Below are 12,025 nucleotides of genomic sequence, written 5' to 3'. Positions count from 1 at the left end.
AACATGATCGAGATTAGTAGTAACCTTTTAGCAGGTGCCTTTTTTGCTTATTTTGTCGCAACTATTTTATCTTGGGGTTCAATCAAAACAAAAAATAAGGAAAATTCATTAAAGGGGAGGACCTGGGAGCGTTTTTCAATTATTGCTTCACTTCTTGGTTTCCTCTTACAAACGGGGTATTTCTTCACTCGTTGGGTTGCTGTTGCACATGTTCCGGTCAGTAACATGTTTGAATTTACAACCTTTTTTGGAATGATGTTAATCCTAGGGAATCTAATATTTTATTTGATCTACCAAACAAATGTCTTGGGACTATTTGCTCTTCCTACAGCAATGACTGTTATTGCTTATGCGAGTGTTTTCCCAAAAGAAGCGTCACCATTAGTGCCGGCGTTACAGAGTTACTGGTTAAAAATACACGTAACAACAGCTGCATTAGGTGAAGGTATCTTAGCCATAAGCTTTATTGCAGGATTTATTTATTTAATTCGAACAGTTGATCAATCTAAAAGCAGTAGACAAACATTCTGGATTGAATTTGTCATTTATTCAATAATAAGTACTTTAGCGTTTGCGTTAGTCGTTTATACTTTTAATCTATTGAATTTTGAAACTACATTTACTTGGGAAAATGAAACAAATCAACAACAGGAACTTACTTATAATATGCCAGCTTTGGTAGGGCCACCAGAGGGCAAAATACTGAGCAGTTCACATTCTTTTGAACCGATAGTGGATGCACCAGTATGGATGAATGGAATTAATGCACCTAGGAAGCTTAATTCAGTCATTTGGTCATTAGGAGTAGGACTAGTTTTTTATTTCATATTAAGACTATTATTCTTAAAAAGAATTGGAGCAAAAGTCCAACCACTATTAAAGAGTATTCGACCTGAGTTATTAGATGAAATAAATTACCGTTCTGTAATCATTGGTTTTCCGGTCTTCACATTAGGCGCTTTGATATTTGCGATGATTTGGGCTCAGGAGGCATGGACAAGATTTTGGGGATGGGATCCAAAAGAAGTTTGGGCATTAATCACCTTCCTTTTCTATGCAGCATACCTTCATCTCCGCTTATCAAAAGGGTGGGAAGGAGAAAAGTCTGCCTGGCTGGCTGTAATAGGGTTTGTAATCATCATGTTTAATTTAGTGGTAGTTAATCTTGTTATTGCAGGGTTACATTCTTATGCATAAGTAGCCTACAAGGAGGGAGTAAATTGCAAAAAAAAAGAAGATTAATAGTAAGGGCAGGTATACTAATAGGGTTTGTTGCTGTTATTGCCTATATTTTATATACAAATTTCTTTAATAATGATAATGGCTTGATTACTGAGGGTGACATAGCTCCAGACTTTCAATTACAAACACTTGATGGTGAAACAGTTAGGTTAAGTGATTATAAAGGACAAGGTGTGTTTTTGAATTTTTGGGCGACCTATTGTCCTCCGTGTAAAGAAGAAATGCCTTATATGCAGAATCAGTATGAAGAATTTAAGGATAAGGGAGTAACTATTTTAGCAATTGATGTTGGGGAACCTAAATTAACTGTAGAGAAGTTTGTAAAACGACACGGTTTAACTTTTCCTATTTTACTAGATCAAAATGAGGATGTTTTGGATTCATATGGAGTTGGACCTATACCTGTAACGTTTCTTATTGATAAAGATGGAAAAGTAGTTGACCGAATTACAGCTGGTTTAACTGAGGAAGACATCAAAAAATATTTGACTCGAATTATGCCTTAAAATACAAATAACGATTTAAAAGGTAAAAGGAAATAAGAAGGAGATGATATCTTGACAGACGTAAACGCGCTCTTAGCGTTTGGTGCAGGATTTTTATCATTTATATCTCCTTGTTGTCTACCTTTATATCCGGCATTTTTATCTTATATAACAGGTATGTCAGTGGGAGAATTAAAAGAAAATAATGCTCTACTTAAGCGTAGAGCATTTTTGCATACAGCGTTCTTTTTAGCAGGTTTTACTGTAATATTTTTAGTCATAGGTTTTTCTACTTCAATCCTTGGCTCAATTTTCATTCAGTATGATGATCTAATTCGGCAAGTAGGGGCTGTCTTAATCATTGCATTTGGCTTAATTATAATTGGAGTAATAAAGCCTCCATTTTTAATGAAGGATAGATCAGTGTTTTCCTTTCGAAATCGGCCAACCGGGTATTTAGGATCTAGTTTCATAGGTATAGGCTTTGCGGCAGGATGGACCCCTTGTACTGGACCGATTTTAGCTTCAGTTATAGCTTTAGGTGTAACAAATCCTGATAAGGCAATTTTTTATATGTTCATGTACTCCTTAGGTTTCTCGATACCATTTTTTATCATGGCATTTTTTATTGGGAAATTAAATTGGATAAAGAAGCATAACCGAAAAATTATCACTGCAGGTGGATATATCATGATCCTGATGGGTGTCTTCTTACTATTTAATTGGATGACCAAGCTAACATCATTTCTTTCCAATAACTTTTTTGATGGGTTTACAGGATTTTAGGTAATTACTTAATGAAAAGAATACTTGAAAAATGGGGAAATGTTTCTTAATTATCATTTTTTAAATACTTAATTTAATAGATAATGAATTTTAAAGACCGGGAAGGATAACACCTATAAAGGAAAAGGGTTAAAAGGATGGGGGTTAGATTAGGGTTATTATCATCACTAATTTTAGACCCCGTAACATTAGCTGTATCTAAGTACTTACCATTTTATTTGGAAAAAAGTGTTAACAGTTTTGTGATGCCGATAATTTATTCAGCTGCTATGTTCATCCTACTTTTAACAATTTGTTTGATAATATATGGATTTGAAATTGATCGAGAATTCCAAAAAATAACACTTTAATTAAATTTATTTCACTTTTATTAATTATCCTAGCTACAATGGTTCTATTTGTTACCTTAATTCTAAGAAGGGTCTGAATCTAATGCTTGTGGTCTTGTTATTTTCATAGCCAGGTGATAAGAGACAGTTGAGAACTCAGCTGTCTCTTATCACTATTTTAGTAAAGGACTAGGATTTTTATTTTTGATGAGTTTTGCAATAAATATTAAAGATAAGCATACTGGAGTTATTCCTAAACTATTATAACTGTAGTTATATTAAAGCTTTGAGGCCGGTATATGATCTTCTTCTTGCTATACTTTAGAGGAAACACTTTATGATTACATTTTTTTCCTCATTTAAATAGTTTATGGAATACCACTTGGTATCTCAATATTACTTTGATTATTTTTTAAAACCACATGCTATTTCTTTCGTCATCCATAATCTTTTCTGTTTAAAAGAAAATGCTAATATAGGTGTAAAAGAATTAGGAGGCCATTGAATGAACAAGCAAGTTAAAGTATTAGTCATTGAAGATGATCCTTATATTTGTGAGTTGATTACTTTATACGCAGAAAAAAGCGGGTATATAGTTAATACTGCAAAAAATGGAATAAAAGGGTTAGAAATGTTTTATGATATCTCTCCTGATCTTGTCGTTCTGGATATTATGATGCCTGAAATGGACAGTTGGGAAGTTTGTAAGGAAATAAGGAGATTTGAAAAAACTCCCGTTATAATGTTGACAGGGAGAGGCGAAAGTTACGACAAACTTAAAGGATTTGACGTGGGAGCGGATGATTATTTAGTGAAACCTTTTGACCCAAATGAACTAATGGCAAGGATTAAGGCGGTGATACGACGGGCTAATCCGATGATAGATCAAAATGAGATCATTGAACTTCCCATGTTAAAGATTAATCTTAAACAATACAATGTAATCTTATATAGACAGGAGATCATATTGCCTCCCAAGGAAATGGAGCTGCTGTATTTTTTAGCATCATATCCAAATCAAGTATTCACACGCCAGCAGTTGTTGGAACAAATATGGGGGGTGGATTTTGAGGGTGAGCCGAGAACTGTGGATGTGCATATTAAAAGGATTCGAGACAAACTAGGAGATTCCAACCCTTATTGGAAGGTCAAAACCATAAGAGGAGTTGGATATAAATTTGAGGTGGACAACTAGTGATTCGAATAAAAAGTATTTTTTTGAAGCTTTTTTTCACGTGTATCCTCATATTAATTGTGTCCCATTTCGTATTTGTTATTGTTTCTTATCTGTTATTTCAGAACAATCTAACAAAAATGCATCTAAATTCAGGAGATTTTGACCAAATGAAATTCTTGTTCATATTGGCTTCTATTATATCTATTATCATTACGGGCTTATTTACTTTCTACCTTACTAAAAGAATTACCGCTCCACTTCGGGAAATGAACCGGGTTGCCTTGCATATTGCTAGGGGAGAATTTAATCAAAGAGTCAATATCAAGACACATGATGAGTTGGGAGAGTTGGGGAAGACGTTCAATTATATGGGTCAGGAGTTGTTAGTCTTGGATCAGATGAGAAAGGATTTTGTTGCAAATGTTTCTCATGATCTGCGCTCCCCACTTACATCGATTCATGGATTTATCAGGGCATTCCTCGATAATACGATCCCAGATGAACGAAAGAGATATTATTTTACCATCATGAAAGAACAAACTGAGAGAATGATTAAGCTGATCAATGATCTTCTCGATATGGCCCAAATAGAATCAGGGCAGATGGAAATCAGACCTGTTTTCTTTAATTTTTCGGAATTAGTACGTAAAGTCGTAGCTCGTATGGAACCTGAATATGTCAAAAAGAAGGTTAATGTAGTAGTAATATCTAAAGAAGAACAAAATATACATGTATTTGCCGATCCGAACCGAATTGATCAAGTGATCGTCAATTTGATTCAAAACGCCATACAATTTTCTTCACCCAATAGTTCCGTTGAAGTAATTTTAAAGAAAGAAGAACAAGTGGTAATTTCTATTCGAGATTTTGGATCCGGAATCAGACAAGAGGACATTCAATTTATTTGGGAACGGTTTTATAAAGCGGATAGAGCCAGAACAAAAAAGACTGGTACAGGACTTGGCTTGTCTATTGTTAAGCACATTTTACATCTTCATCAAACCGATATTCAGGTGGAAAGCGAAGAGGGTAAAGGTACTACTTTTACTTTCACGCTCCCTATAGCTACGAATAAATAATAAAAACTTGAAAAAGTGTGATGCTCCGTTAATCTTCTGTTCACAAAACATTGCTATATTGATTTTGCGCAAGAAATCATGAAAATATATGGAGGATATCTCAATGAGTAAATTACAAAATTCCAACATCGATACTGGTGACGATACCGGTGCGAGTTCAGTCGAAGGGCGACCACCAAGGACACCACGCTGGGTGAAGTTGTCGGGGATCATCGTCATTGTCCTGATCCTGCTAGTTGTTATTATGAAGTTCATCGGTGGTGGTAACCATGGCCCTGGTCGCCACATACCGTTGGGTGACGCTGCTGGTCAGATATCGCCTATAGAACAAGGGAAACAACAGGTATGACCATGACACCTTTCCTCCGTAAATTCGCTCTTACCGCGCATATTACTGCCTCAGTCGGCTGGGTCGGTGCAGTCGTAGCCTAAGCTCTAGCCGTCGTCACTCGGACAAGCCAAGATGCTCAGATGGTACGTGCTGCCTATCTCGCTTTAGAGCCTATAACCGGGTTCGTTCTTGTCCCGTTGGCCTTCGCCTCGCTACTAACAGGGCTTGTAATGTCATTTGGAACCCCGTGGGGAGTGTTCCGGCACTATTGGGTAGTTTTCAAGCTCTTTTTAACTCTCTTTGCGACTATCATCTTGCTAGGGTTCACTCAGACACTTGACAGCATGACCAGCATTGCAGCAGATCCAACAACTTCCATTTCCACCCTCCGAGCGATGGGAGCAGGCATGAACCATGCCGTTGGAGCCCTGATGGTGTTGTTTCTGATCATGAAGGAACAGAATACACTAGCGGTAACATATGGTGATTTATGTGACAAGTAAAAGGAGCTATAACTTCCGGTTATGGTCCTTGTTGGGGTAAGTTACATGATGTTTTGATATAGCTAATCATGAAGCCGATGTTCCGATCGTAGCTGCTGCTGGACAGTTATTCGCTCATATTACTCAAGTAGCTACGGCAATGCTTTTTCATCTCTCACAACATAGATGGAAATGTATATACCACTGTATATGCCCATATGGATTCACGATCAGTTAGTATTGGTCAAACTGTTAGTAAGGGGCAACAAATAGGATATACGGGTAATACGGGGCGCTCATTCGGAAAACATCTTCACTTCGAAATTCATGATGGGGCTTGGAAAAACCCTGTAAATCCTATGAATTACTTACCTTAATTAGATAACTCCTAAAACATACATGTTTTGGGAGTTTTTTTGTGTTCTAAGCGGTAAAATCATCAGGTTAGAATTGAGCGTTACATGTTTTTTAGAACCATCGGTTGTTGGGGTATTTAAAATTATTTAAATATCTTTATCTTGTTATAAATCCTCGATATCTTTAAGATACAGAATTATCCCACTCATAATGTACATAATAATAAAAGATTTATGATCGAGAAAATATGTGTATAAGAGGGTAATAAATTTGATAATACAAACAAACTAAAAATTCTTTAAAGCTTGACCTCCATAATTTCTTCAAATTTCTCTGATAGAATTTTGTACATAAGATGAGGGATAAAGGTGAAAAAGATAAGCCGAAGAACATTCTTAGGAGAAACAGTGAAAAGTACATTAGGACTTTTAACTATTTCAGTTATCCCACTAAGCTTGGCAGCTTGTAATGATGATACTGTTGATACGACTGCGATGGCAAATCTTGGGCCTTTAGAAGAATTAAAAAAAGGACCGTTTCCCAAGAAAGTAAATTATCAAGTGAAAATAAAAGATGGATGGGAAGAGCAAGAACGTGAAGGTTTTGTTTATGTAAACATAAAAAATGACGAGCTTCTTATCATGTCTCCCATTTGTACTCACCTAGGATATACAGCTACGACACCGGAAGAATCAAAGCAGAAAGATGAAATTACTTATTTTTGCCCTTGTCACGGTTGGGAATACGATGAGTATGGAATAAATATTGGGGGACCGCCTCCAAGACCACTTGATATATTTAAACCCTACTTAGTTGAAGGGAATGTTTATATTCCTATCTTAAGTGCAACTGAAAGAAAAATTTGATATCTTGTTCACAATATTATTATTAAATGAGACTCCAAATGAAGTAAAGCCAGCTCACAAAGTAATGAATTTAAAAATCCTCTCCTAGATTTCAAAGTTTAGAATAGGAAATTTTAAAAAGTAAAAAATAAAATAAAATAAAAAATTTTAAAAATAATTCGCCCTTTACATAGGGTAGAGGGGTATGGTATATTGGATACGAGGAGGTTGAGAGATGGAATTAAAGGAACAACCTATAGAAGATGATTGTTGTGTAAACCATTCTTTTGAAAGAAAAAGTCATCACTCTGAAACAGTAAAAAAGAATTTAACTACACGTTTAAATCGCATCGAGGGTCAAATCCGTGGGATTAAGGGTCTGATTGATAAGGACACTTATTGCGATGACGTTATCACCCAGATTGCTGCCACCCAAAGCGCTCTAAATAGTGTCGCAAAATTATTATTAGAAGGTCATCTGAAAACTTGTGTTATAGAGCGACTTAATGAGGGTGATCCAGAAGTTATTGATGAGGTATTAGTAACCATACAAAAATTAATGAAAAAGTAAAGTAAAGGAGTCGATTGGAATGGAAAAAATAACTCTTAATGTAAAAGGAATGTCTTGTGGTCATTGTGTAAATTCAATTGAAGGAAGTGTAGGGAGACTTAAAGGAGTCTCCAATGTGAAAGTAGATCTTAATAGTGGGTCTGTAGATGTTGAATATAATCCAAATGAGGTAACCTTAGAGACAATCAAAGAAACTATTGATGATCAAGGTTACGATGTACACTAGTAAAATTTTAAAGGGAACGTGCTAAATATTAGCACGGTCTCTTTTTTAACAACACATACCCTATATAGGTATATTTATTGCGTGATTAAATCATAAAAACGGTAATATTTCTTTTTAAAGTCTCCTTTGAGTGGATAGATATTGATAGGAGGGTAAAAACATGACAGGACAGGCAAATACTAAAACGCCGTCTAATGGAGCTGCTCGTGAAAATGTTACTCTGAATGTTACTGGAATGACTTGCGCAGCGTGTGCAACTCGAATTGAAAAAAATTTAGCTAAAGTACCAGGGGTTGAGAAAGCTAATATAAATCTTGCTACAGAAAAAGCATCGGTTACGTTTAATCCTTCCGAAGCTACTGTTGAAGATATCATTGCAAAAGTGAAAAAGACTGGATACGGCGTTCAGGAAGAGAAGGTTCAGTTAAATATTATTGGTATGACTTGCGCAGCATGTGCAACCCGTATTGAAAAAGGACTAAATAAGGTTGAGGGGGTAACAAATGCATCAGTCAATCTAGCAACAGAAAAGGCTAGTGTTGAATTCATACCAGGAGATACAAATGTTGATCAACTGATTGCAGCTGTAAAAAAAGCTGGTTATGATGCGAATGTTATTGGTGAAACGGATGGGGATTATGAAAGAAGTACAAGAGAAAAAGCATATAAAACACAAAAAAATAAATTTGCAGTAGGTGCTATTTTATCCATTCCCTTCTTAATACAAATGATTTCGGACTTTACAATGGAATATGGGAACGGCGGATTTTTTCATTTGAACCCGTGGATTCAATTTTTACTGGCCACTGCTGTCCAGTTTTATGTAGGTGGCCATTATTATCGTGATGCTTTTAATGCTGTCCGAGGTGGTAGTGCTAATATGGCTGTCCTTGTTGTACTTGGAACATCAGCAGCCTACTTTTATAGTTTAATCGTTACAATAATGGGTACTGGACAATTCTTATACTTTGAAGCTGCAGTAATTGTCATGACACTGATAGTTCTAGGAAAATTGCTTGAAACAAGGGCAAAAGGACAAACTTCGGAAGCAATCAAGAAATTAATGGGTCTTCAAGCAAAGACTGCACGAGTTATTCGTAGTGGTGAGGAAATCGATATACCACTTGAAGAGGTTGTAGCAGGTGATGTGATTTTTGTACGTGCTGGAGAAAAAATTCCCGTCGATGGAATTCTTATCGAAGGAAGTACATCAGTTGATGAATCTATGTTAACAGGAGAGAGTATGCCTGTTACAAAAAAAGTAGGTGATACTGTCATTGGAGCGACTGTCAATAAACATGGTTCTTTCAAATTTAAAGCAACTAAAGTTGGTAAAGATACGGCATTGTCTCAAATAATTAAACTTGTAGAAGAAGCTCAAGGATCAAAAGCTCCAATTCAGCAACTGGCGGATAAAATTTCTGGCATATTTGTACCGATTGTTATTCTTATTGCATTAGCTACGTTTGGTATTACTTACATCCTAGCAGGATTTACACCTGCATTAGTTAGCACTATCGCAGTATTAGTAATTGCATGTCCATGTGCGTTAGGACTGGCGACTCCAACGGCAGTCATGGTTGGTACAGGGAAAGGTGCTGAAAATGGACTTCTTATTAAAGGTGCAGAACACCTTCAAAATTCACAGCGTGTAACAACTGTTGTTCTAGATAAGACAGGAACTATTACAAAAGGTGAACCTGATGTAACAGATATAGTTACTTTCGGAAATTATTCTGAAGATGAGTTACTACAGCTTGCGGCTTCAGCTGAAAAGGGATCTGAACATCCACTTGGGGAAGCAATTGTAAATGGAGCAAAAGAAAAGGGAATACAGCTTCAGGATAGTAAAAACTTCAATGCCATACCCGGACATGGGATTCAAGTCGAAATTAATAATAAATTAGTGTGGATTGGAAATAAAAAATTAATGACTAAAAATAATGTGGAAATTAATGCTGCCCTTAGTCGGATGGAACAACTCGAAGGCGAAGGGAAAACGGCCATGCTTATGGCTGTGGATGGTAGTCTTGCTGCCATCATCGCTGTAGCAGACACTGTAAAGGAAACATCAGCAGAAGCCATTGGACGGATGAAGCAAATGGGTCTTGAAGTAATTATGATTACGGGAGACAACCATTTAACAGCTGAAGCAATCGCAAAGCAAGTTGGTGTGGACCGTGTACTCGCTGAAGTTCTTCCTGAGGATAAATCTTCCGAAGTAGAAAAATTAAAACAGGAAGGAAAAGTTGTTGCGATGGTTGGAGATGGAATCAACGATGCCCCAGCACTTGCCGCAGCGGATGTAGGTATTGCAATTGGAACAGGAACGGACGTAGCAATTGAAGCTGCAGATATTACATTAATGCGTGGTGATTTAATGGGAATTGCCGATATCATCAGTCTATCAAAAGCAACGATGCGAAAAATTCGCCAAAATCTTTTTTGGGCATTTGCCTATAATGTCGTACTGATTCCTGTTGCATCTATAGGTCTTTTAAATCCGATCCTAGCAGGTGGTGCCATGGCTTTCAGTTCGGTATCTGTTGTAGGTAATACATTGATCCTTCGTAAGTGGAAACCGCAAAGATAATAACAATCCTTTATTGATGAGTACATGTAGAATTGGTTAGTTTAAACGTAACACCTTTGTTATATTTGTTTTTGGCCAAGTAAGTTAGACGAAAAATTATGGTTTTTTTAATTCCATCAATAGAATGTCGTCAAATGCTTGATAGTCATTCCTTTAGTACTAGCTCTTACTTTTAATAATATCCTATTCATGTTCATGAAACTTTTCATCATCCTAATTAAATAAACATTTTTCCATTCCATTCAATTCAAATGAAATGGTAAGGAAATAAATTTAATTAATTAATGACAATTGTCTAAAACATTTCATATTATTAATAAACAATATTTATAGTGTAGTGTTTATTTAACCTCCCATGACCTTCATTTAATAAAAAAGGATGCTAAAATTGCAACCTTTTTTATTTGCGTAGATTATTAAGTATAGCCCAAAGTTATGAAAAAATAGGATAGTATCCATATCATGATGATGTGTCTTTTCATAAATTAGTAATAAGTAATTGGAGGTGTTAATTAATGAGTGGTGCAGTTGCTGGAGCAGGTGTAGGCTACGGTGGAGGATTTGCTTTACTCGTAGTTTTATTTATTCTTTTGATTATTGTGGGCGCAGCTTTCGTTGGATACGGTTACTAAAAAACTAAAATATAATTAGGGTCAGGAGGGTTTTTATGGCTTTTGGAACTGGATGTGGTGGATATGGCTATGCGGCACCTGTTGCTGGCTATGGCGCTGGCCGATGGTTTGCACTAATCGTTGTATTATTTATCCTTCTTATCATTGTAGGTGCTGCTTGGTGTTAATCCTTTAAATATAATTTAGTGTTAAATAAAAAAGAAGGTTGCTTAGACCTTCTTTTTTTATACACTGAAAAGCACTAAGAGGCTTATAAATTAGGGCAAACACCTAATTCCTAGGACAAATACCCCAGCATACTATGAAATGGAAATAATATTTAAACTTTCTAAGGAGGATAAACATGCATTAAACACACGATGCCCATCATCAATATTCTCACAGTCATATGAGCTCTCACCATTTACTTAGTACGATACAACATTGTGAAGGAACTTGTGAACATATGATTAGTATGTTAATGAACCAAGGGGAAACCCATTCAAGAAAAAAGCAAATTCAACTGTTACGGGACTGTGCTGACATTTGCACATTGATGGTTAAATATTTAGCAAGAAACACTCATTTAGCAAAATGACTTGCTCAATATTGTGCTTATGTTTGTGAATTATGTGGGAATACCTGCTTGCAATTTCCTGATCATGAATCTCAACAATGTGGTCAAATTTGCTTAAATTGTGCACAAGAATGCAGAGCATTTTCAATGTGATCTTATTCATGATCTGATATAGCATTAGTATATGACTAAAAACTATTTTTTGGTTTAGACATTCCCCCAGGTCAAAAGTCAATTTTAAAATTAGGAACAAGTTAGTAGAAAATAGACAATGGTCTTCTAGAATTAAGTTATAATTCACTTATACCGTAGCAACAAAAAACATTCATGATCT

13 protein-coding genes and 2 pseudogenes are annotated in these 12,025 nt (G+C 35.9%); all 15 read left to right on the top strand.

Features of this window, described 5'->3' with window-relative positions:
- Nucleotides 1–3: 3 nt before the first annotated feature.
- Nucleotides 4–1,197 (top strand): c-type cytochrome biogenesis protein CcsB, encoded by a 1,194-nt coding sequence (gene ccsB / locus COD11_RS22310; RefSeq protein ID WP_098799107.1) that lies wholly within the window; start codon nucleotides 4–6, stop codon nucleotides 1,195–1,197.
- 23 nt (nucleotides 1,198–1,220) lie between these two features.
- Nucleotides 1,221–1,748, top strand: coding sequence for a thiol-disulfide oxidoreductase ResA (gene resA / locus COD11_RS22305; protein WP_098799106.1), 528 nt, complete (start codon nucleotides 1,221–1,223; stop codon nucleotides 1,746–1,748).
- A gap of 51 nt (nucleotides 1,749–1,799) precedes the next feature.
- Nucleotides 1,800–2,513, top strand: a complete 714-nt coding sequence (locus COD11_RS22300) for a cytochrome c biogenesis CcdA family protein (RefSeq protein ID WP_098799105.1) — start codon at nucleotides 1,800–1,802, stop codon at nucleotides 2,511–2,513.
- 137 nt (nucleotides 2,514–2,650) lie between these two features.
- Entirely contained in the window at nucleotides 2,651–2,863 is a 213-nt protein-coding gene (locus COD11_RS22295) for a hypothetical protein (RefSeq protein WP_098799104.1), read from the top strand.
- Between the two features lie 484 nt (nucleotides 2,864–3,347).
- On the top strand, nucleotides 3,348–4,037 hold the full coding sequence (locus tag COD11_RS22290; protein WP_098799103.1) for a response regulator transcription factor: 690 nt from the start codon (nucleotides 3,348–3,350) through the stop codon (nucleotides 4,035–4,037).
- A 149-nt stretch (nucleotides 4,038–4,186) separates the two neighbouring features.
- Nucleotides 4,187–5,098: a HAMP domain-containing sensor histidine kinase gene (locus COD11_RS22285; RefSeq protein WP_176551200.1), complete on the top strand. Its 912-nt coding sequence runs from the start codon at nucleotides 4,187–4,189 to the stop codon at nucleotides 5,096–5,098.
- Between the two features lie 103 nt (nucleotides 5,099–5,201).
- Nucleotides 5,202–5,447: a hypothetical protein gene (locus COD11_RS22280; RefSeq protein ID WP_098799101.1), complete on the top strand. Its 246-nt coding sequence runs from the start codon at nucleotides 5,202–5,204 to the stop codon at nucleotides 5,445–5,447.
- Nucleotides 5,448–5,934: 487 nt separating this feature from the next.
- Nucleotides 5,935–6,288, top strand: a pseudogene (locus COD11_RS27910) (M23 family metallopeptidase); the annotation flags it as partial.
- Between the two features lie 348 nt (nucleotides 6,289–6,636).
- Nucleotides 6,637–7,134 (top strand): QcrA and Rieske domain-containing protein, encoded by a 498-nt coding sequence (locus COD11_RS22265; RefSeq protein WP_255301679.1) that lies wholly within the window; start codon nucleotides 6,637–6,639, stop codon nucleotides 7,132–7,134.
- 214 nt (nucleotides 7,135–7,348) lie between these two features.
- Nucleotides 7,349–7,684 carry a metal-sensitive transcriptional regulator gene (locus tag COD11_RS22260; RefSeq protein WP_098799100.1) on the top strand — a complete coding sequence of 112 codons (336 nt, stop codon included), beginning with the start codon at nucleotides 7,349–7,351 and terminating at the stop codon, nucleotides 7,682–7,684.
- Nucleotides 7,685–7,703: 19 nt separating this feature from the next.
- Nucleotides 7,704–7,910 (top strand): copper chaperone CopZ, encoded by a 207-nt coding sequence (gene copZ / locus COD11_RS22255; protein ID WP_098799099.1) that lies wholly within the window; start codon nucleotides 7,704–7,706, stop codon nucleotides 7,908–7,910.
- Nucleotides 7,911–8,070: 160 nt separating this feature from the next.
- A complete protein-coding gene (locus tag COD11_RS22250) occupies nucleotides 8,071–10,503 on the top strand; it encodes a heavy metal translocating P-type ATPase (protein ID WP_098799098.1) in 2,433 nt (810 codons plus the stop codon).
- A 515-nt stretch (nucleotides 10,504–11,018) separates the two neighbouring features.
- Nucleotides 11,019–11,135, top strand: coding sequence for a YjcZ family sporulation protein (locus COD11_RS22245; RefSeq protein ID WP_098799097.1), 117 nt, complete (start codon nucleotides 11,019–11,021; stop codon nucleotides 11,133–11,135).
- Between the two features lie 35 nt (nucleotides 11,136–11,170).
- Nucleotides 11,171–11,302, top strand: coding sequence for a YjcZ family sporulation protein (locus COD11_RS22240; protein WP_098799096.1), 132 nt, complete (start codon nucleotides 11,171–11,173; stop codon nucleotides 11,300–11,302).
- Nucleotides 11,303–11,523: 221 nt separating this feature from the next.
- A pseudogene (locus COD11_RS28260) lies at nucleotides 11,524–11,844 on the top strand (four-helix bundle copper-binding protein).
- Nucleotides 11,845–12,025: the final 181 nt, after the last annotated feature.

The organism is Bacillus sp. AFS040349 (genome assembly GCF_002577655.1).
Classification (GTDB): Bacteria; Bacillota; Bacilli; order Bacillales; family Bacillaceae; genus Metabacillus.
Note: the sequence above shows the minus strand (reverse complement) of the source record. Positions and strands in the feature narration are given on the sequence as shown.

What these genes read in the sequence shown, in the direction of transcription:
- copZ (WP_098799099.1), top strand. Translation starts at nt 7,704, where the DNA reads ATGGAAAAAATAACTCTTAATGTAAAAGGAATGTCTTGTGGTCATTGT.
- ccsB (WP_098799107.1), top strand. Translation starts at nt 4, where the DNA reads ATGATCGAGATTAGTAGTAACCTTTTAGCAGGTGCCTTTTTTGCTTAT.
- COD11_RS22285 (WP_176551200.1), top strand. Translation starts at nt 4,187, where the DNA reads ATGAAATTCTTGTTCATATTGGCTTCTATTATATCTATTATCATTACG.
- COD11_RS22290 (WP_098799103.1), top strand. Translation starts at nt 3,348, where the DNA reads ATGAACAAGCAAGTTAAAGTATTAGTCATTGAAGATGATCCTTATATT.
- COD11_RS22260 (WP_098799100.1), top strand. Translation starts at nt 7,349, where the DNA reads ATGGAATTAAAGGAACAACCTATAGAAGATGATTGTTGTGTAAACCAT.
- COD11_RS22280 (WP_098799101.1), top strand. Translation starts at nt 5,202, where the DNA reads ATGAGTAAATTACAAAATTCCAACATCGATACTGGTGACGATACCGGT.
- COD11_RS22295 (WP_098799104.1), top strand. Translation starts at nt 2,651, where the DNA reads ATGGGGGTTAGATTAGGGTTATTATCATCACTAATTTTAGACCCCGTA.
- COD11_RS22240 (WP_098799096.1), top strand. Translation starts at nt 11,171, where the DNA reads ATGGCTTTTGGAACTGGATGTGGTGGATATGGCTATGCGGCACCTGTT.
- COD11_RS22245 (WP_098799097.1), top strand. Translation starts at nt 11,019, where the DNA reads ATGAGTGGTGCAGTTGCTGGAGCAGGTGTAGGCTACGGTGGAGGATTT.
- COD11_RS22250 (WP_098799098.1), top strand. Translation starts at nt 8,071, where the DNA reads ATGACAGGACAGGCAAATACTAAAACGCCGTCTAATGGAGCTGCTCGT.